The following is an 18506-nucleotide window of genomic DNA, read 5'->3' as shown; positions in this document are numbered from 1 at the left end:
TGCGGGAAGTCTGCCGGGTTCAGGTTTTTAAGTGCCAGGGCCGTGCGGCCCCTGAATTTCATTCCAAAGGGGGTTCGTTGCTGTTGGCGGTCAAGCCGCAGGCATCAAGGTCAAAGCCAATCTGCTCTGCAAAGTCTGCAACAAAGCTCCCCCGAAGCGGCCGGACCCTTTTGTGGAAGGCGCGAATTCGCGAGGAATAGAGATGGATCGCCCTGGTGTCTTCGCTCAGCCATCCCTCAACTCCGCCTTTCGGGTTGAAGTAGGCATCCGCAAAGGACCACGGCAGCGGGTTCAGTGCCTCCTGGGGCAAGGCGTGTATGTCTTCGCCATGCTTGGGCAGCATATGTGTCAGCGCACGCGGGCCGGAAGCGGTCGGCATCAGTTTGCAGGCCTCGTACAGCCTGCGCCCTTTGCCGAATTCCTGTGCTGTGCGCTGTACCGCAGGACGCAGCCATTCCGGGACATAGGAAGGATCGGAAAACAGGTCGATCAGTTCGTTCAACGAGGCGGAATTCTCGGGCAAATGCAGCACTGCGTTGTTGATCATGCCGCTATGTTCATAGCCGGCCAGGTATCCATCCTTGGGTATGAAAGGGCGGTAACAGAAGACATCCGTATCGGCCCAAATCATGCCTGCATCCCGGATCATGCGCAGCCGGAAGAAGTCGGAAAACACAGTCGGGCTGACCCGGTCCAAGAGTTTTTCCGGATAGTCCCAGATCTCGCGGGCTGATACCAGCTCAAGCCCCTCGATCTGCGGGTCTTCCATGTCTTCCGTGCAGAACAGAGTGACCGGATGGCCCCGGTGCAGAAACGACTGCAGGGACATCCGGCCGATCCAATTCATCTGCGGTCCAACCCAGACCGTTCCCACCGGCAGCAAATCCGGTTGCGCCGTATTTGCTCCGGCGGCAACCATCAGATCAGCTCACGCACATCCGTCAGTCTGCCGGTCAGCGCGGCGGCGGCAGCCATGGCCGGGGACACCAGATGGGTGCGGCCCTTATAGCCCTGACGGCCCTCGAAATTCCGGTTCGAGGTCGCGGCGCAACGCTCCCCTGGGGCCAGCTGGTCGGGGTTCATAGCCAGGCACATGGAGCAGCCTGCAAGGCGCCACTCGAAACCGGCGGCCTCAAAGATTTCGGCCAGGCCTTCTTCCTCAGCCTGGGCACGGACCAGGCCGGATCCGGGCACGATCATCGCCCGCATGCCGTCCTTGATCTTCTTGCCCTTCACAACCTCGGCTACGGCGCGCAGGTCCTCGATGCGGCCGTTGGTGCAGGAGCCGATGAACACGGTGTCGATCTCGATATCGGTCAGTTTCTGGCCGGGGGTGAGGCCCATGTATTCGATCGAGCGGCGTGCGGCGTCAACTTTGCCGCCGGTGAAATCATCAGGGGAAGGCACGACACCGGTGATCGGCAGCACGTCCTCGGGGCTGGTGCCCCAGGTCACAACCGGCTGGATGTCTTCGCCTTTCAGGGTGACTACCTTGTCGAAATGGGCGCCTTCGTCGGTAAACAGCGTCTTCCACCAGGTCAGCGCGGCTTCCCACTGGGCGCCCTTGGGGGCATGCGGGCGGCCTTTGACATATTCGAATGTGGTCTCATCCGGCGCGATCAGGCCGGCACGGGCACCGCCTTCGATCGCCATGTTGCAGACGGTCATGCGGCCTTCCATCGACAGGTCACGGATCGCCTCGCCGCAGTATTCGATGACATAGCCGGTGCCGCCGGCTGTGCCGGTCTCGCCGATCACGGCCAGGGTGATGTCCTTGGCGGTGACGCCCGGCTTCAGCTTGCCGGTGATCTCCACCTTCATGTTTTTGGACTTCTTCTGGATCAGCGTCTGGGTGGCCAGCACGTGTTCCACTTCGGAGGTTCCGATGCCATGCGCCAGCGCCCCGAAGGCGCCATGTGTGGCGGTGTGGCTGTCGCCGCAGACCACGGTCATGCCGGGCAGGGTCCAGCCCTGCTCGGGGCCGACGATATGCACGATGCCCTGGCGCACGTCATCCACCGGGTAGTAATGCACGCCGAATTCGCGGGCGTTCTTGTCGAGCGCTTCGACCTGAATCCGGCTTTCCTCGTTTTCGATGCCCTTGGCACGATCCAGTGTGGTCGGCACGTTGTGGTCCGGCACCGCGATGGTTTTATCCGGCGCATGCACGCCGCGGCCGGCCATACGCAAGCCTTCGAAGGCCTGCGGGCTGGTCACTTCGTGGACCAGGTGGCGGTCGATATAGAGCAGGCTGGTGCCGTCCTCGGCTTCATGCGCAACATGCGCATCCCAGATTTTGTCATAGAGTGTCTTGGGGGACATGGGTCCACTCCCGTATGTATTTGGGTATGCTGGCTTTGGGCTGGGCAACGGCCTTATAGGCGCGCCAGGACCGTGCGGGCGGCGCCATAGAACCGTTCGCGCAGCCGTGCGCGGTCTTGCAGTTCGATCTTTTGCGCCAATACGAGGGTCATGGCTGTCAGATACATCCGCAAGAGCCGGCAATCAAGATTCGTTCTAAGCCCGGAGAAAGGCAGGCGGCAGAGGCATCAAGCTGCCATACCACCCGGCGGCACGCCGGGCCGCGCCCTTGTCTCTGCTTGATCGAAACCGGGCAGGACGGCACACTGCCGGAAAAAGGGGGCGTGATGGAGCCGGAAGAGCAGACCCAACCCAAGGACGCGCTGGCGGAAAGCACTGCCGAGGCGCTGGAATTCGGCCAGCGGATATGGGAGCTGGCGGCAGAGGGCACCGGACTGCTGCTGAGGCCCTGGAACGCTTATCAGGCCGGGATCGCGCTGGCGCTGTTTGTGCTGGCTGCGCTCATCGCGCGGCCCGTGGCCGGGGCGTTCCATGACTGGCTGCGCCAGCGCGAGGGCTGGCCGCGCTGGCGGATGCGGGCGGGGCTGGTGCTGCACAAGCGGATCCGCGGTATCCTGTTTGTGCTGCTGATCTGGGTGGTTGTTCTGGTCATGCGGGAGGCCACATGGCCCAGCCGCTCACAGCTGCTGGCGGTGATCGCAAACCTGTCGCTGGCCTGGCTGATCGTGGCCTTCGCCACCAGGCTGGTCGGTAATCCGCTGCTGCGGAATTTGGTCAGATACGGTGCCTGGATCTGGATTACCCTGCGTATCCTTGGCGTCACGGCGGAGGCAACCGCGCTGCTGGACGCCATTGCCATCGAATTCGGCGACCTGAGGATCTCGCTGTATCTGGTGGTGCAGGCGGCGGTCATCCTCGGGGTGATGCTGACGCTGGCGCGGGTGATTTCTTCGGTGGCGGCCAACCGCATCCGCAGCAACACTGATATATCCCCCTCGATGCAGGTGCTGGGCGCCAAGATGGCGCAGATCCTGCTGTTTGGCGGCGCCTTCTTTATTGGCCTCAAGGCGATCGGCATCGACCTGACCGGGCTGGCAGTGCTGTCCGGTGCCATCGGTGTGGGTCTTGGCTTCGGCCTGCAAAAGGTGGTGTCGAATCTGGTGTCGGGGCTGATTATCCTGCTGGATAAATCAATCAAGCCGGGCGACGTGATCTCGCTTGGCGATACCTTCGGCTGGATCAACGCGCTGGGCGCCCGCTATGTCTCGGTGGTGACGCGCGACGGGCGGGAGTATCTGATTCCGAACGAGGATCTGATCACCTCGCAGGTGGTGAACTGGTCGCATTCGAACAAATTTGTGCGGCTGGATCTGACCTTCGGCACCGGTTACGGCGACGATCCGCACAAGGTGCGCGAAATCGCGGTCGAGGCGGCCGTAAGCGTTGCCCGCGTCCTGCAGGCGGGCGACCGCAGGCCGGTCTGCCACGTCACCGGATTTGGCGACAGCAGCGTTGATTATGTTCTCAGATTCTGGATCGACGATCCCACCGGCGGTCTCACCAATATCCGCGGCAATGTCTATCTGGCGCTGTGGGATGCGTTCCAGGCCGAGGGCATCTCGATTCCGTTCCCGCAGCGCGAAGTGCGGATGCTGAACGACCCGCTGCCGGTCAGGGTTGCACCTGCAGAGAATGACGGATAAAGCACAGGCTTTGCAGCGCCGGGGCGGGGTTTCATTGAAATTTTACCGCCTGCTTGCTACATTGATAATAGGCCCGGCGCCGGGGCTTGGCGGCGCGTTGTAAGGAGGACTATGTCCTGTCACCCGTACCTCAAGCGGCGGATGCCGCTGCTACTGGGGCAGCCGTGATGGCCGCCCAGTCCCAGCCCACCAGCGAACAGCTGCTGGAGCGGATTCTCTCCTCACTCAGCGATGACAAAGCCGAAGACGTTGTGCAGATCGATCTGCGCGGCAAGACGGCGATTGGCGACTACATGGTGGTGGCTTCCGGCCGCTCCACCCGCCAGGTTGCCGCCATGGCTGAAAAGCTGACCGACCGGCTCAAACAGGAGTTCCAGGTCGGCTGCAAGGTCGAGGGCAAGGATACCGGCGACTGGGTGCTGATCGACACCGGTGATGTGAGTGTCCATATCTTCCGTCCGGAAGTGCGCGAGTTCTACCAGCTCGGGAAGATGTGGATGCCCGCAAGCGCCGCGGCAGCTCCGGCAACCCAGGCGGCCGAGGACTGAACCAAGGCTGAATGGATGCAGGCCCGCGCAACCGGTGCGGGCCGGATTGCTTCAGGAATTTCATGCGTCTGCATATCTGTGCGGCCGGCCGTCTGAGGTCCGGCCCTGAAAAATCCCTTATCGACGACTACCTTGCCCGGTTCGACCGGACCGGCCGTGCGCTGGGGCTGGGGCCTGTGCAGGTATTGGAGATCGAAGACAAGAAAAACGGCGGCATGGCGGCTGAAGCGGCACTGCTGCGCAAGGCATTGCCCAAGGGCGCGGTGATCTGCACCCTGGACGAGCGCGGCAAAGTGATCTCCTCGCCGGATTTCGCGGACAAGCTGGCTGACTGGCGCGACAGCGGCCGCCAGGATCTGGCACTGATCATTGGCGGGGCGGACGGAATAGATCCCGCGCTTCGGGCCGAGGCGGACTTCTCGATCTCCTTCGGCAAGATGGTCTGGCCGCATATGCTGGTGCGGGTGATGCTGGCCGAGCAGATCTACCGGGCCGCGACCATCCTGGCGGGCAGCCCGTATCACAGGGTGTAAAGGCGCTTTGCAGGCGCTTGCCTGAGGCGCGAGTATTTTTCAGAAAGATGAACTCACGGCAGGCTGAGGGCGTAAGTGCTCTCGCTCCAGCCGTCGATCTGGCAGCGGGCCTGGATCTGCACCTGCGCGGTGCCCTCCGGGATCTGCACGCCGCTGAGCGACCGGGTGAAGGGCTGTTCGTGCTCATGCGGATGCGCCAGCACACGCAGGCCCAGCTCGTTTCCCGCCATGTCCAGCACCCGCCAGCCATCGGCAAAATGCTCCCAGCCGGTGTCGGGGTGGGAGAGGGTCACGCTGACGCTCCAGCCGCCGCCGGACTGGCGGGCAGCGGCCGCTTCTATCATTGGCTCCGCCGCCCATGCGGGCAGGGCTGCAGCGCTTAGCACGAGGGGCAGAAACAGATGTCTCATGGCGCCGCCTTTGCCTTGCATATGCGAAGCGGCAGTCACGGAACTGTGTCTCCCTTGCTGACTGGCGGAATCCGCAGCAGGATCGTGCGGGAGTGCGAGGCAAATTCCCGCCGGTACAGCACCGCAACGGTGATCAGCGCAGTTCCTGCCAGCGGCAGCGCGCCGGCAAGCCAGGCCACAGCGGCCAGAGAAAAATACGTCGCCCGCATGCCGCGGTTAAAGCTGCGCGCGGCGGTGATGCTGATCTCTGCCGCCTGCGCGGCGCGGGGATAGGCCAGAGCGGCGGTGCGGTCGTTTGGCACCGCTGCCATCAGCACCGAGCAATAGCCGAACAGCCGGTGCGACCAGACAAATTTCAAAAACGCATTTGACAGAAACAGCAGCACCACCAGGATCTTAACCTCCCAGACAAAGGCTGGTGCCCTGTCCTGGATCAGGTCTTCCGCCACGCCGGCCAGCTGCTCGGTATTGCCGATAAGCGCCAGCCCGCCGCCAATTGCAATCATCGTGGCAGAGGCGAAGAAAGCAGTCGCCTGACGCAGATTTCCTGCCAGCTGCGCATCAAAGATCCGCGGATCGCGCTCCACCATCTGTTTCATCCAGTCGCGCCGGAAATCCGCCATCAGCCAGGACACCGAAGGCCGCCCCGCAGGCGGGTTCTCGATCCGCCAGCCGATCCACAGCCAGCCGGCAATCAGCAGGGCGAGCGCGGCGGGGTCGAGCAGCGAGAATTGCGCAAGGCGGGTGGTCCAGATCATGGCCCGACACTAGGGGGCTGATCCGGGCGCGGCAATCCGTCTCTTGTCAGACGGCGAGGATTGGTAATATTATTTTACCAAATAGGAGAGCGCCATGGAAATGCCACCCCCGAATCCCGCTATTCTGGCCCGCAAGGCGCGGCTTGCCGAGCGGCTTCTGGCGGTGCTGCCTGATGATGCGGTGATCCAGGACGAGGCCGAGACCCGGGCCTATGAATGCGACGCGCTGACGGCCTATAGATGCCCGCCGCTGCTGGCGGTGCTGCCGCGGAGCACGCAGGAGGTCTCGGACATCCTGCGCATCTGCCATGAAGAAGGCGTGCCGGTGGTGCCGCGCGGCGCAGGCACCTCGCTGGCGGGCGGCGCGCTGCCGACAGCGGATTGTGTGATCCTTGGTGTTGCCCGCATGAACGCGGTGCTGGAAACGGATTACGGCAACCGCATCATCCGGGTGCAGACCGGGCGCACCAACCTGAGTATTTCCGGCGCGGTGGAGGAAGCGGACTTCTTCTATGCGCCGGACCCGTCCTCGCAGCTGGCCTGTGCCATCGCCGGCAATATCGCGATGAACTCGGGCGGGGCGCATTGCCTCAAGTATGGCGTGACGACGAACAACCTGCTGGGCGTCACCCTGGTGATGATGGACGGCACCGTGGTGGAGATCGGCGGTGCGCATCTGGACGCCGGGGGGCTGGATCTGCTTGGCGTGATCTGCGGCAGCGAAGGCCAGCTGGGCGTGGTGACCGAGGCGACCCTGCGGATCCTGCGCAAGCCCGAAGGCGCCCGGCCGGTGCTGATCGGCTATGACAGCAACGAGGTGGCCGGCGCCTGTGTCTCGGATATCATCAAGGCAGGTGTCTTGCCGGTGGCGATCGAATTCATGGACCGCCCCTGCATCGAGGCCTGCGAGGCCTTTGCCAAGGCCGGCTATCCGATGTGCGAGGCGCTGCTGATCGTCGAGGTGGAGGGCAGTCCCGCGGAAATCGACCATCAGTTGGGGCTGATCATTGAAATCGCCCGGTCCCACAATCCGGTAGAGCTGCGCGAGGCCGGCGATGCGGAAGAGGCCGGCCGCATCTGGCTGGGCCGCAAGTCGGCCTTTGGCGCGATGGGGCAGATCAACGACTACATGTGTCTGGATGGCACGATCCCGGTGTCCTCGCTGCCGTTTGTGCTGCGCCGCATTGGGGAAATGAGCCAGGAATTCGGGCTGGACGTGGCCAATGTGTTCCATGCCGGTGACGGCAACATGCACCCGCTGATCCTGTTTGATGCCAATAAGCCCGGCGATCTGGAAACCTGCGAGGCGTTCGGGGCGGAGATTCTGAAGCTCTGTGTCGAGGCCGGCGGCTGCTTGACGGGCGAGCACGGGGTCGGGATCGAAAAACGCGACCTGATGCTGCACCAATACAGCGCCGCGGACCTTGAGGCGCAGCTGAAGGTCAAGGATGTGTTTGACCCTAGGTGGCTGCTGAACCCGGCCAAGGTGTTTCCGCTAGCGGTGAGCGAGGGCCGCCGGGCGGCGGCATTGGCGGCTGAATAATCGGGGTTTGGCCCCAAACCCCAGAGTGCTTTTGGAAAGATGAAAATGCTGACACCTCAGAGCGAGGCCGAACTGGCCGAAATGCTGGCAGGAGCAAGCGGTCCGCTGTGCATCCAGGGCGGCGGCACCCGCGGGCTGGCCATTGACGGTGAAGTCCTGAGTATCAGAGGCCTGTCCGGAGTCGAACTCTATGAACCGGGTGCGCTGACGCTGGTGGTCAGGGCGGGCACGCCGGTGGCCGAGGTTGAGGCGCTGCTGGCCGCGGAAAACCAGCGGCTGGCCTTTGAGCCGATGAATCACCGCGTGCTGCTGGGCACCGAGGGCGAGCCGACCATTGGCGGGGTCATTGCCGCAGGTGTCTCCGGTCCCCGGCGTATCCAGGCGGGGGCCGCGCGGGATCACCTGCTGGGGGTGCGGTTTGCGGATGGCACTGGACAGATTGTCAAGAACGGCGGCCGGGTGATGAAGAATGTCACCGGCTATGACCTGGTGAAACTGATGTGCGGCGCCCATGGCACCCTGGGAGTGCTGAGCGAGGTCTCGCTGAAGGTGCTGCCGGTGGCAGAGGCCGCAGCAACAGTTGCCATTGAGGGCGCTGATTTGGGTGCCGCGGTGGCTGCGATGTCCGCGGCTTTGGGGTCCCCCTATGACGTGACCGGTGCAGCCTATGACCCGGAGAAGCAAACCGCCTATATCCGGGTCGAGGGGTTCGCAGACTCAGCGGCCTACCGATGCCGCAGACTGGTATCGGAATTGGCCGGCTTTGGCAGTCCCCGGATCGAAGACGAGAGCGCCGCTCTGTGGCGGGGCATCCGCGATGCCGCCGCCTTTCAGGGGCGGGCGGGGGACATTTGGCGGATTTCGGTGAAACCCTCCGATGCCGTTGCGCTGGCACCGCGGCTGCAGGCCGAGGCGCTGCAGTTCGACTGGGGTGGCGGGCTGATCTGGGCGCTGCTGCCAGCGGGCACCGATCTGCGGCCGCGGATCAATGTGCCGGGCCATGCGACCCTGGTGCGGGCCGGCGCCGATACCCGCGCGCGGCTTGGCGTGTTCCAGCCGCAGCCGGGGCCCCTGGCAGCGCTCTCTGCGGGGCTGCGGCAGCAGTTCGACCCGCGCGGCATTCTGAACGCAGGCTTGATGGGATAAAACATGCAGACGACTTTTACCGAAAAACAGCTGCAGGATCCCGGCACGGCGCGGGCCAACGAAATCCTGCGGTCCTGTGTCCACTGCGGGTTCTGCACGGCGACCTGCCCGACGTACCAGGTGCTGGGAGACGAGCTGGACAGCCCCCGCGGCCGCATCTACCTGATCAAGGACATGCTGGAAAACGAGCGCGTGCCGGATGCCAGGACCGTCAAGCATATCGACCGCTGCCTGTCGTGCCTGGCCTGCATGACCACCTGCCCCTCGGGCGTGCATTACATGCATCTGGTCGACCATGCCCGCGCCTATATCGAAAAACACTATGACCGTCCCTGGAGCGACCGCGCCCTGCGCTGGCTGCTGGCCCGGATCCTGCCCTATCCGGGCCGGTTCCGCCTGGCGCTGCTGGCGGCGAAACTCGCCAAGCCCTTTAGGGGGCTGATACCGGACGCGCGGCTGCGCGCGATGCTGGATATGGCACCGGAAACAATCCCGCCGGTCAGCCGCAACGACGATCCGCAAAGCTTTGCTCCTTCAGCACCCCGCAAGAAACGCGTGGCGCTGATGACTGGCTGCGCGCAAAAGGCGCTGAACACCGATATCAACGATGCCACCATCCGCCTGCTGACCCGGCTGGGCTGCGAGGTGGTGGTGGCCAAGGGTGCGGGCTGCTGCGGCGCGCTGACCCATCACATGGGGCGCGAAGCGGAAAGCCATGCCACTGCTGCGATAAATATCCGCGCCTGGACGGCCGAGATGGACGGGCAGGGGCTGGACGCCATTGTCATCAATACCTCCGGCTGCGGCACCACGGTCAAGGATTACGGCCATATGTTCCGTAATGACGCACTGGCGGCGGATGCGGCGCGGGTGTCGGAACGCACCATGGATATTTCTGAACTCCTGATGCAGCTGGAGCTGCCCGAGGGCGCGGACAACGGGCTGACGGTGGCTTATCACGCGGCCTGTTCGCTGCAGCATGGCCAGCAGATCAAGACCCACCCCAAGACGCTGCTGAAACGCGCCGGTTTCACGGTGGTGGAACCCGCCGACAGCCATCTCTGCTGCGGATCCGCCGGCACCTACAACCTGATGCAGCCAAAGATTTCGGCCGAACTGAAGGTGCGCAAGGTGAAAACGCTGGAGGCCAGGCAGCCCGATCTGATCGCCGCGGGCAATATCGGCTGCATGATGCAGATCGGATCCGGCACAGAACTGCCTATCGTGCACACGGTGGAGCTTTTGGACTGGGCTGCCGGCGGTCCGCAGCCGCCCGCGCTGACCGCCCCGGGCAAGCAAACGCCCGAGGTGCCGGTCCTGCGCTGATGCCGTGGCCAAAGAATCTGGCTGCACAAAGCTTGCATTTGCCCTAATTTTGCCTGAACGGACCCGTAATCTCCCAACCTGTGGACCAGAGGAGAGTCATGTGAGGCAGTGGATACTGGCGGTTCTGGCAGCTGTGCTGCCGGCAGCGGCCATGGCGCAGGACAGCCGTTTGCAGCGGATGGACACAATCGACGCGGGCCGCAAATGGGAAGCTGTCGGGCGGCTTGACGTGAATGGCGAAGGCTTCTGCACCGGCGCGCTGATTGCGCCGGATCTGGTGCTGACCGCTGCCCATTGCCTGTATGACAGCCAGACCAAGGCGCGGATCGACCCCGGCACCATCGAATTCCTGGCCGGCTGGCGCAACGGGCGCGCCTCGGCTTACCGCAGCGTGCGGCGGGCGGTTGAACATCCCTCTTATATCTATGACGGCGAGCTTTCGACCGACCGGGTCCGCAACGACATTGCCCTGCTGCAACTGCAGCGCCCGATCCGCAACACCACTGTGACCCCGTTTGAAACCGACGAGCGCCCGCGCAAGGGCGCAAGTATCGGGGTGGTGTCCTATGCCCATGACCGGTCCGAGGCCCCTTCGCTGCAAGAGGTCTGTGTGGTGATGGCGCGCCAGCAGGGCGTCCTGGTGATGTCTTGCGATGTGGATTTCGGCTCTTCCGGAGCGCCGGTGTTTTCGTTCGAGGGCGGCACTCCCCGGATCGTCTCGGTGATCTCTGCCAAGGCCGAGGTCAGCGGCGAGCGGGTCTCGCTGGGCTCTGCCCTGGCCGAGGAACTGACCCTGCTGCAGGCGCAGCTGACCGGAGTGAACACCGGCGGCCGCCTGCCGCCCGGTGTTGGCCGGGTAAAAGTGGGCGAGGGGCGCAGCTCCTCCGGTGCGAAGTTCATCAGCCAATGATCTGGCGGGCGCTGATACTGGGTGTTGCCACTCTGGCGTGCGCTGCACAGGCAACGGCCCAGGACACGGGTTTGCGGCGCCTGACCGACCGTGACGACCTGCTGGGCTGGGAGGCCGTTGGCCGGCTGGAGCTGAACGGCCAGGGCTTTTGCACCGGCACGCTGATCGCGCCTGAGCTGGTGCTGACCGCCGCCCATTGCGTCTATGACCGCAACAGGACTTTGCGCGCAGCAGAGCAGATCACCTTTCGTGCGGGCCTGCGCGACGGGGTGGCGATCGCCGAACGCCAGGGTCTGCAGATCGCCGCGCATCCGGGGTTCAACCCGCGGGGACGGCTGGATCTGCAAAACATCAGCCACGACGTGGCGCTGATCCGGTTGGCTGCGCCGGTGCCCAGCGGCCAGGCGGATGCCTTTGCGCTGCATTCGGGGCGCGAATACGGCAGCAATATTTCCGTTACCTCTTATGGCCAGGGCCGCGCCGAGGCGTTGTCGCGCCAGCGCCAGTGCAATCTGATGGCCGAAAGCGGTGATGTTCTGATGATCGACTGCAATGTCACTTTCGGCTCTTCCGGAGCGCCGGTGTTTTCCCGGGTCGGCGGCCGCGGGCGGATCCTGGCGCTGGTCTCGGGCGGCGGCACATACCGGGGCAGGCAGGTGGCCTTTGGCATGAAACTGCCGCAGCGGGTGGCGGAACTGAAGGCGCAGCTGCGCCGCAATCCGGTGGCCGCTCCTGACCGGCGGATCAAACGGATCCGGGTCGGCGGCGGCAATTCTGCCGGCGGGGCTAAATTTGTGAGTGCTGGCGACTGACAGCCCTCTTGAAGCCGTATTTTCCGTTCTTATCTCAGGTCTATCCGGGCAGCCGCTGATTGGGGCCCGGAGTAAAACCAGCCTGTCCCCGCGGGGAAGGCGCCCTGAAATCGCTCATGTATGAGGATGACAACATGCGTAGTTTTGATTTTGCACCGCTGCACCGGGCCACCATCGGTTTCGACCAGATCGCCGGCTTGATGGATCGCGCCCTGAGCGCGGATGCCGCCCAGTCCAGCTACCCGCCCTACAACATCGAAAAGACCGACGCCGACAGCTATCGGATCTCGATTGCAGTCGCCGGTTTTTCCGAAGACGACCTGAACGTCGAAGTGAAGGAAAACGCGCTGGTGGTGGCCGCCAAAAAGGCCGAAGACGGCGACGACCGCACCTTCCTGCACCGCGGCATTGCCACCCGCGCCTTTGAACGCCGTTTCACCCTGGCCGACCACGTCCGCGTGACCGGTGCCAGCCATGAAAACGGCATGCTGCATATCGATCTGCACCGCGAAGTGCCGGAGGCGCTGAAACCGCGCCGGATCGAAATCTCCTCCTCCCGCTCGAACCGGGCCGAGATCGAGGCCACCGCGGTCAACTGATCCCGCGTTCCTGTTCGAGCCTGTAAGCCCCCTGGTCCTGCCAGGGGGCTTTTTGTTTTGCCGGCCTGTCCCCGCGGGGACAGGCACCGGTAATGGCTCTGCGTTGCAATTGGTCGTCAGGGTTTTCAGAGCACACTCGGGCTGTGAATGGTGACTCGCGCCAGCGCATTTGATCGCCCGCGATGGCTTGAGCGGGGCCGGCGCTGGATCCGGAGACGGAAACCGCCTGGGCCGGCGCCATCCGCCAGGCGGCCGGGCCGCTGACCCGGCACCGGCCATTGCACGTTGATCCGTCAGCGGGTCAGACTGCCATGCAGATGTATTTCATCTCCAGGTAATCCTCGATGCCGTGGTGGCTGCCTTCGCGGCCCAGGCCCGATTGCTTGACGCCGCCGAACGGAGCCACCTCAGTGGAGATGATGCCGGTGTTGACACCAACAATCCCGTATTCCAGCGCCTCGGCAACCTTGTACACGCGGCTCAGGTCTTTGGCGTAGAAATAGGACGCCAGTCCGAAAATGGTGTCATTGGCCATGGCGATGACCTCGTCCTCGTCCTCGAACTTGAACAGCGGCGCAAGCGGGCCGAAGGTCTCGTCCGTGGCGAAGGCCATGTCCTGGGTTGCGCCCTTGACGATGGTCGGCTGGAAGAAGCTGCCGCCCAGTTCCGACGGGTTGCCGCCCAGGATCACTTCGCCGCCTTTGGAGGTGGCGTCGGCGATATGCTCCTGCACCTTGTCGACCGCTTCCATGTTGATCAACGGGCCGAAGTGAATGCCGTCGTTGAGGCCGTCGCCGACATTCATCTTCTCGACCGCGGCTTTCAGCTTGTCCGCAAAAGCATCGTAAACGCCGGCCTGCACGTAGATCCGGTTGGCGCAGACGCAGGTCTGGCCGTTGTTGCGGAATTTGCACATGATTGCGCCTTCGACGGCGGCATCGAGGTCGGCGTCGTCAAACACGATGAACGGCGCGTTGCCGCCCAGTTCCATCGAGCATTTCATCACCGTGTCGGCGGCCTGGCGCATCAGGATGCGGCCGACTTCGGTGGAGCCGGTGAAGGTCAGCTTGCGCACCGCATTGTTTTCGCAGAATTCCTTGCCGATGTCGGAGGCGCGCGACGAGGGCACCACGTTGAAGACGCCGGCCGGGATGCCTGCGCGATCGGCCAGCACTGCCAGCACCGTGGCTGACAGCGGGGTCTCGGCGGCAGGGCGGGCGACAAAGGCGCAGCCTGCGGCCAGGGCCGGGCCGGCCTTGCGGGTGATCATTGCGTTGGGGAAGTTCCACGGCGTGATCGAGGCGGCGACGCCGATCGGCTGCTTCAGCACTGTGATGCGCTTGTCGCGCTGGTGGCCGGGGATGGTCTCGCCGTAGATCCGCTTGGCCTCTTCGGCGAAAAACTCGATGAAAGACGCGCCATAGGCGATCTCGCCGCGGGATTCTGCCAGCGGCTTGCCCATCTCGGCGGTCAGGATCACCGCCAGGTCCTCCTGGTTTTCCATTATCAGGTCGAACCATTTGCGCAGCGCATTGGCGCGCTCCTTGCCGGTCCACTTGGCCCAGTCCTTTTGCGCCGCTTCGGCCTGGGCGATGGCACCCGCCACCTGCGCACGGCTGATATCGGCCATCTGCGCAATCACGTCGCCGCGGGCGGGGTTGGTCACGTCAAAAGTGTCCTCGCCATCAACAAACTGGCCGCCGATATAGGCGCGGGTTTCCAGCAGGCTGGGATCTTTGAGCAGGGATTTCAGGTCTGTGGTTGTGTCGAGCATTGCGGGCCTCCCGGATATTTTGTCGCTGGAATGGAAATCAGCTGTGCCTAACTAAGTCCAGAAACATTGATGAGTCCAGAATTTGATCAAATCAACCGCCGCGCGCAGAGGCCGGAATTTTTCAGGCGGGCAATTTGACATGTCCTGTGGCAGACTGTCAGGTAGCCGCAAAGAATAAGAACAGGGGAGATTGGGCATGGAATTGGATGATGCCTATGCCAATGGGGCATATATCGAAAATGCGGGCAGCTACCCGCCGCGCTGGGCCGCGTCGGCGGAGGATTTCCGCAACAGCCTGCATGAGCGCGCCCGGCTGGATATCCCCTATGGCGAAGGGGCGCGGCAGTGCGTGGACCTGTTCCTGCCGGAGGGCACGCCCAAGGGCGTGTTTGTGTTTGTTCATGGCGGCTATTGGCTGGCCTTCGACAAAAGCTCCTGGTCGCATCTGGCCCGCGGTGCGATTGCGCATGGCTGGGCGGTGGCGATGCCGTCCTATGATCTGTGCCCTGAGGTGCGGATAGCGGATATCACCCGGCAGATTGCGGCTGCGGTGGCCCGGATTGCGGAGGAGGTTGCCGGGCCGATTGCGCTGGCGGGCCATTCGGCGGGCGGCCATCTGGTGGCGCGGATGCTGGACAGGGCGCTGCTGCCGGAAGCGGTGGGCGCGCGGATCAAGACGGTGATCCCGATCTCGCCGCTGGCGGATTTGCGCCCCCTGCTGCGGACCTCGATGAACCAGAAGTTCAAGTTGGATTCCGCCGCGGCCATTGCCGAAAGCCCGGTGGACATGCAGGACCGTTATCCGGCAGAGGTGACGGTCTGGGTTGGCGGCGAGGAGCGTCCGGCGTTTCTGGATCAGGCGATCTGGCTGGTGGAGGCCTGGGAGGCGGATCACGTGATCGCCTTTGGCAAGCACCATTTCAACGTGATCGATCCGCTGGCGGATCCCGAAAGCGATCTGGTGGCGCTGATCGTGAATTGAAAGCTTCTGTCCGGCCGGTAGGCCGGACGGCGGGCGCCCGCCTTTCCGGGGTGCAGGTAACGGCCGGAAAATTGTTCTTGCCAGAATCCTGATTTCAGCCCATTAATCCGGCCAAGGGCCAGGCGATGGCGTCGCCGCATGGGATACATGGTGCCCTAAAATCCAAAACTGTCCTGAACGCCGGGACCTTTCTTGTAAGAAGGAAGGGTCTGATATGACTGCACGTCCTGAAATGTACCGTTTTCACAATGGCGAAAAAGCGCCGTTGCAATTTGCCGTCTCCGAATACGAGGCGCGCCTCAATGGTCTGCGCAAGATCATGGCTGACACCGGGGTGAGCGCCGCCGTCTTCACCTCGATGCACAGCATCTCCTATTACTCGGGCTTCACCTACTGCGCCTTTGGCCGCCCTTACGGCATGGTGGTGACCGCGTCCGAAGCCGTGACCATCTCGGCCGGTATCGATGCGGGCCAGCCCTGGCGCCGGTCGTTCTGTGACAACATCACCTATACCGACTGGCAGCGCGACAACTTCTGGCGCGCGATCAAGTCGGTCAGCGGCGCCGGCGCGGTTGTCGGCTATGAGAGCGATCACCTGACCCTGATGCAGAAGGCCAAACTGGAGAGCTTCCTGGCGCCGTCCCGGTTGGTGGATCTTTATGAGCCGGCCATGCGCCAGCGGATGGGTAAATCCGCGGCCGAGCTGGACATGATCCGTGCCGGTGCTGCGGTGGCTGACGTCGGCGGCTTTGCGATCCGCGCTGCGGTGAAGGAAGGCGTGCGCGAGATCGACGTGGCGATGGCGGGCCGCGATGCGATGGAACTGGAGATCGCCAAGCGTTTCCCGGATGCGGAATACCGTGACAGCTGGGTCTGGTTCCAGTCCGGCATCAATACCGATGGCGCCCATAATCCGGTCACCGGCCGCCGTCTGAAACGGGGTGATATCCTGTCGCTGAACACCTTTCCGATGTTCTCCGGCTATTACACCGCGCTGGAACGGACCATGTTCGCGGGGGAAGTGGATGCCGAGAGCCTGAAGATCTGGGAGGCCAATGTGGCGGCCCATGAATACGGCATCTCGCTGCTGCAGCCGGGCGCAAGCTGCGCGGGGATCACCAACAAGATCAACGCCTTCTTTGAAGAGCGCGACTTGCTGCAGTACCGGACCTTCGGCTATGGCCACTCGTTCGGGGTGCTGTCGCACTACTATGGCCGCGAGGCCGGGCTGGAGCTGCGCGAGGATATCGATACGGTTCTGGAGCCGGGCATGGTGATCTCGATGGAGCCGATGCTGACGATTGCGGATGGCCAGCCCGGTGCCGGCGGCTACCGCGAGCATGACATCCTGATCATCCATGAAGACGGCAATGAGAACATCACCAAGTACCCCTATGGGCCGGAGTTCAACGTCGTCGGGTAATTGAAGACGGCAGGCGGGCCTCTCCCGTCTGTTCAGGGCCTCCCGGTGGGAGACCTTCACAGTTGGGCGTGGCACCGTGCGATGCACGGTGCCATTTCCTTTGCCAGGCTGTCGCATGTACACTGCGCGTCCGGCGGCCGGGTGCGGGTTTGCACACATTGCACCGGGGCGCTGCTTGGGGCATATGTGCGCCACGGCTGAAACAGCCGCTGATTTTATACTCCGCGGTTTGCCCCAAAGGCCGCCAAAGGGCCGCGGCGTGCCCCAGCGCCCCGCGAGGAAGAAAGAGCCACCGCAATGTATGATACCCCGGAAAAGAAGAAATCCGAATTTGCGCTGATCCAGCTGATGCCGAACATGATGACCATTGGCGCCATCTGTGCCGGCCTGACTGCGATCCGCTTTGCGGTTTTCGGGAATTATTCCCTGGCGGTGATGATGATCATCCTGGCCGCGGTTCTGGACGGGCTGGACGGGCGGCTGGCCCGTGCCTTGCACAGTGAAAGCAAGATGGGCGCCGAGCTGGACTCGCTGGCGGATTTTCTGAACTTTGGTGTTGCCACGCCGCTGGTGATCTATTTCTGGGCCTTGCAGGACGTGCGCGGAGCCGGGTGGATTTCGGTTCTGGTGTTTTCGGTCTGCTGCGTGGTGCGGCTGGCGCGGTTCAATGTCAGCACCAAGTCGGAGGAATCGCCAAAGGGGCGCAGCGGCTATTTTGACGGCATCCCGTCGCCTGCCGGCGCGCTGCTGGCATTGCTGCCGATGTTTGCCGCCTTTGCCTTTGACAGCAAGGTAGTGCTGCCGGAGCTGCTGATCTGCCTGCATATGGTGGTGATCGGATTGGCAATGATCAGCCACATTCAGACCTGGTCGCCAAAGGCGGTTAAAATCTCCCGCGAGAATGTTAAATACTTGCTTGTCGGCTTTGCCTTTATTGCTGCGGCATTACTGACCTATGCGTGGACGGTGCTGGTTGTGCTATGCGTTGGCTACGTTGTGATGGTGATTTGGGGGCTGGTTTCAAATCCAAAGGACTAGCCCATGACGTCCGGGAGGGACGAATTGGATATCAAGGCAGTTGAAGAATCTTACGCGCGCTGGGCGCCGGTCTATGACAAGACCTTTGGCGCGGTGACGCGCTCGGGCCGCCGCCGTGCGGCCCTCTATATCAACACCCGTCAGGACAGGGTGCTGGAAGTCGGTGTCGGCACCGGGCTGTCGCTGCGCCATTACGCACCGCATCTGCAGGTGACCGGCATCGATTTCAGCCATGACATGCTGAAGAAGGCGCAAAGAAAGGTGCAGGAGCTGGGCCTGAGCCAGGTCAAGGAACTGCGCCAGATGGATGCGCGGTGCTTGGACTTTCCGGACAATTCCTTTGACACCGTGGCGGCGATGCATGTGCTGTCGGTGGTGCCGGATCCGGAACAGGTGATGCGTGAGATAGCGCGCGTCCTGAAACCCGGAGGCGAGGTGGTGATCACGAACCACTTCAAAAGCGGCAAGGGGGTGCGGGCGTCGCTGGAAAAACTCTCTGCTCCGTTGGCCAATGTGATCGGCTGGCATTCGGATTTCGCACTGGAAACGGTGCTGCAGGAGGACCGGCTGAAGATCGAGCGGCAGGAGAGCATTCCGCCCTTCGGAATGATGACCTTTCTGGTGCTGAGCAAGCTGCAAACCATGTGAAACGGCGCAGTTCAGCGAAGCGGCCCCGGAG

General features: G+C 63.2%; 19 protein-coding genes. 13 read left to right on the top strand and 6 right to left on the bottom strand.

Going from position 1 to position 18506, the window contains the following annotated elements; all coding sequences use genetic code 11:
* Nucleotides 1-58 precede the first annotated feature (58 nt).
* The 3 genes from VOI29_RS03825 to VOI29_RS03815 form a co-directional block, all read right to left on the bottom strand.
* Entirely contained in the window at nucleotides 59-847 is a 789-nt protein-coding gene (locus VOI29_RS03825) for a hypothetical protein (protein ID WP_323776111.1), read from the bottom strand.
* A gap of 71 nt (nucleotides 848-918) precedes the next feature.
* Complete coding sequence (gene leuC / locus VOI29_RS03820; protein ID WP_323776110.1) at nucleotides 919-2322, bottom strand: 3-isopropylmalate dehydratase large subunit; 1404 nt, start codon at nucleotides 2320-2322, stop codon at nucleotides 919-921.
* A 53-nt stretch (nucleotides 2323-2375) separates the two neighbouring features.
* Nucleotides 2376-2474, bottom strand: a complete 99-nt coding sequence (locus tag VOI29_RS03815; protein ID WP_245602898.1) for an isopropylmalate isomerase — start codon at nucleotides 2472-2474, stop codon at nucleotides 2376-2378.
* 174 nt (nucleotides 2475-2648) lie between these two features.
* Between VOI29_RS03815 and VOI29_RS03810 the strand changes: the two genes are divergently transcribed.
* The 3 genes from VOI29_RS03810 to rlmH all read left to right on the top strand — a co-directional run bounded on the left by VOI29_RS03810 (nucleotide 2649) and on the right by rlmH (nucleotide 5106).
* Nucleotides 2649-4025, top strand: a complete 1377-nt coding sequence (locus VOI29_RS03810; protein ID WP_323776129.1) for a mechanosensitive ion channel family protein — start codon at nucleotides 2649-2651, stop codon at nucleotides 4023-4025.
* Between the two features lie 167 nt (nucleotides 4026-4192).
* Entirely contained in the window at nucleotides 4193-4573 is a 381-nt protein-coding gene (gene rsfS, locus VOI29_RS03805) for a ribosome silencing factor (RefSeq protein ID WP_323776109.1), read from the top strand.
* Between the two features lie 62 nt (nucleotides 4574-4635).
* Complete coding sequence (gene rlmH, locus VOI29_RS03800) at nucleotides 4636-5106, top strand: 23S rRNA (pseudouridine(1915)-N(3))-methyltransferase RlmH (protein WP_323776108.1); 471 nt, start codon at nucleotides 4636-4638, stop codon at nucleotides 5104-5106.
* Between the two features lie 53 nt (nucleotides 5107-5159).
* Here the strand turns inward: rlmH and VOI29_RS03795 are convergent, their stop codons facing one another.
* Together VOI29_RS03795 and VOI29_RS03790 are read right to left on the bottom strand one after the other, a co-directional pair.
* On the bottom strand, nucleotides 5160-5516 hold the full coding sequence (locus tag VOI29_RS03795; protein WP_323776107.1) for a hypothetical protein: 357 nt from the start codon (nucleotides 5514-5516) through the stop codon (nucleotides 5160-5162).
* A 35-nt stretch (nucleotides 5517-5551) separates the two neighbouring features.
* Complete coding sequence (locus VOI29_RS03790; protein ID WP_323776106.1) at nucleotides 5552-6274, bottom strand: DUF599 domain-containing protein; 723 nt, start codon at nucleotides 6272-6274, stop codon at nucleotides 5552-5554.
* Between the two features lie 94 nt (nucleotides 6275-6368).
* Here VOI29_RS03790 and VOI29_RS03785 point away from each other — a divergent pair, with 94 nt between their 5' ends.
* The 6 genes from VOI29_RS03785 (at nucleotide 6369) to VOI29_RS03760 (ending at nucleotide 12610) form a co-directional block, all read left to right on the top strand.
* A complete protein-coding gene (locus tag VOI29_RS03785) occupies nucleotides 6369-7817 on the top strand; it encodes an FAD-linked oxidase C-terminal domain-containing protein (RefSeq protein ID WP_323776105.1) in 1449 nt (482 codons plus the stop codon).
* 39 nt (nucleotides 7818-7856) lie between these two features.
* Nucleotides 7857-8963, top strand: a complete 1107-nt coding sequence (locus VOI29_RS03780; protein ID WP_416361479.1) for an FAD-binding protein — start codon at nucleotides 7857-7859, stop codon at nucleotides 8961-8963.
* A 3-nt stretch (nucleotides 8964-8966) separates the two neighbouring features.
* A complete protein-coding gene (gene glcF / locus VOI29_RS03775; protein WP_323776103.1) occupies nucleotides 8967-10289 on the top strand; it encodes a glycolate oxidase subunit GlcF in 1323 nt (440 codons plus the stop codon).
* Between the two features lie 151 nt (nucleotides 10290-10440).
* On the top strand, nucleotides 10441-11199 hold the full coding sequence (locus tag VOI29_RS03770) for a trypsin-like serine peptidase (protein WP_323776128.1): 759 nt from the start codon (nucleotides 10441-10443) through the stop codon (nucleotides 11197-11199).
* Nucleotides 11196-12011 (top strand): trypsin-like serine peptidase, encoded by an 816-nt coding sequence (locus VOI29_RS03765; protein ID WP_323776102.1) that lies wholly within the window; start codon nucleotides 11196-11198, stop codon nucleotides 12009-12011. The genes VOI29_RS03770 and VOI29_RS03765 overlap by 4 nt, the downstream gene beginning before the upstream one ends.
* A gap of 134 nt (nucleotides 12012-12145) precedes the next feature.
* Nucleotides 12146-12610 (top strand): Hsp20 family protein, encoded by a 465-nt coding sequence (locus tag VOI29_RS03760; RefSeq protein WP_323776101.1) that lies wholly within the window; start codon nucleotides 12146-12148, stop codon nucleotides 12608-12610.
* Nucleotides 12611-12911: 301 nt separating this feature from the next.
* Here the strand turns inward: VOI29_RS03760 and VOI29_RS03755 are convergent, their stop codons facing one another.
* The gene (locus VOI29_RS03755; RefSeq protein ID WP_323776100.1) at nucleotides 12912-14384 is read right to left on the bottom strand and encodes an NAD-dependent succinate-semialdehyde dehydrogenase; all 1473 of its coding nucleotides are present in this window, start codon (nucleotides 14382-14384) and stop codon (nucleotides 12912-12914) included.
* Nucleotides 14385-14580: 196 nt separating this feature from the next.
* Between VOI29_RS03755 and VOI29_RS03750 the strand changes: the two genes are divergently transcribed.
* The 4 genes from VOI29_RS03750 to VOI29_RS03735 all read left to right on the top strand — a co-directional run bounded on the left by VOI29_RS03750 (nucleotide 14581) and on the right by VOI29_RS03735 (nucleotide 18475).
* Nucleotides 14581-15366 (top strand): alpha/beta hydrolase, encoded by a 786-nt coding sequence (locus tag VOI29_RS03750; RefSeq protein WP_323776099.1) that lies wholly within the window; start codon nucleotides 14581-14583, stop codon nucleotides 15364-15366.
* A 214-nt stretch (nucleotides 15367-15580) separates the two neighbouring features.
* Nucleotides 15581-16789 (top strand): aminopeptidase P family protein, encoded by a 1209-nt coding sequence (locus VOI29_RS03745; RefSeq protein WP_323776098.1) that lies wholly within the window; start codon nucleotides 15581-15583, stop codon nucleotides 16787-16789.
* Nucleotides 16790-17086: 297 nt separating this feature from the next.
* Entirely contained in the window at nucleotides 17087-17827 is a 741-nt protein-coding gene (locus VOI29_RS03740; RefSeq protein WP_323776097.1) for a phosphatidylcholine/phosphatidylserine synthase, read from the top strand.
* A gap of 24 nt (nucleotides 17828-17851) precedes the next feature.
* Complete coding sequence (locus VOI29_RS03735) at nucleotides 17852-18475, top strand: class I SAM-dependent methyltransferase (protein ID WP_323776127.1); 624 nt, start codon at nucleotides 17852-17854, stop codon at nucleotides 18473-18475.
* Nucleotides 18476-18506: the final 31 nt, after the last annotated feature.

The sequence above is a fragment of the Leisingera sp. genome, from assembly GCF_034669605.1.
In the GTDB taxonomy this organism is placed as follows: domain Bacteria; phylum Pseudomonadota; class Alphaproteobacteria; order Rhodobacterales; family Rhodobacteraceae; genus Leisingera.
The sequence above is the reverse complement of the archived record's forward strand: the minus strand, read 5'-3'. Positions and strand labels throughout refer to the sequence as shown.

Coding starts and splice junctions, on each gene's coding strand:
- VOI29_RS03810 (WP_323776129.1), top strand. CDS start 2,649: ATGGAGCCGGAAGAGCAGACCCAACCCAAGGACGCGCTGGCGGAAAGC.
- VOI29_RS03750 (WP_323776099.1), top strand. CDS start 14,581: ATGGAATTGGATGATGCCTATGCCAATGGGGCATATATCGAAAATGCG.
- VOI29_RS03780 (WP_416361479.1), top strand. CDS start 7,857: ATGAAAATGCTGACACCTCAGAGCGAGGCCGAACTGGCCGAAATGCTG.
- VOI29_RS03790 (WP_323776106.1), bottom strand. CDS start 6,274: ATGATCTGGACCACCCGCCTTGCGCAATTCTCGCTGCTCGACCCCGCC.
- VOI29_RS03760 (WP_323776101.1), top strand. CDS start 12,146: ATGCGTAGTTTTGATTTTGCACCGCTGCACCGGGCCACCATCGGTTTC.
- VOI29_RS03795 (WP_323776107.1), bottom strand. CDS start 5,516: ATGAGACATCTGTTTCTGCCCCTCGTGCTAAGCGCTGCAGCCCTGCCC.
- VOI29_RS03815 (WP_245602898.1), bottom strand. CDS start 2,474: ATGACCCTCGTATTGGCGCAAAAGATCGAACTGCAAGACCGCGCACGG.
- VOI29_RS03770 (WP_323776128.1), top strand. CDS start 10,441: ATGGCGCAGGACAGCCGTTTGCAGCGGATGGACACAATCGACGCGGGC.
- VOI29_RS03755 (WP_323776100.1), bottom strand. CDS start 14,384: ATGCTCGACACAACCACAGACCTGAAATCCCTGCTCAAAGATCCCAGC.
- glcF (WP_323776103.1), top strand. CDS start 8,967: ATGCAGACGACTTTTACCGAAAAACAGCTGCAGGATCCCGGCACGGCG.
- leuC (WP_323776110.1), bottom strand. CDS start 2,322: ATGTCCCCCAAGACACTCTATGACAAAATCTGGGATGCGCATGTTGCG.
- VOI29_RS03785 (WP_323776105.1), top strand. CDS start 6,369: ATGGAAATGCCACCCCCGAATCCCGCTATTCTGGCCCGCAAGGCGCGG.
- VOI29_RS03740 (WP_323776097.1), top strand. CDS start 17,087: ATGTATGATACCCCGGAAAAGAAGAAATCCGAATTTGCGCTGATCCAG.
- VOI29_RS03825 (WP_323776111.1), bottom strand. CDS start 847: ATGAATTGGATCGGCCGGATGTCCCTGCAGTCGTTTCTGCACCGGGGC.
- rlmH (WP_323776108.1), top strand. CDS start 4,636: ATGCGTCTGCATATCTGTGCGGCCGGCCGTCTGAGGTCCGGCCCTGAA.
- rsfS (WP_323776109.1), top strand. CDS start 4,193: ATGGCCGCCCAGTCCCAGCCCACCAGCGAACAGCTGCTGGAGCGGATT.
- VOI29_RS03765 (WP_323776102.1), top strand. CDS start 11,196: ATGATCTGGCGGGCGCTGATACTGGGTGTTGCCACTCTGGCGTGCGCT.
- VOI29_RS03745 (WP_323776098.1), top strand. CDS start 15,581: ATGACTGCACGTCCTGAAATGTACCGTTTTCACAATGGCGAAAAAGCG.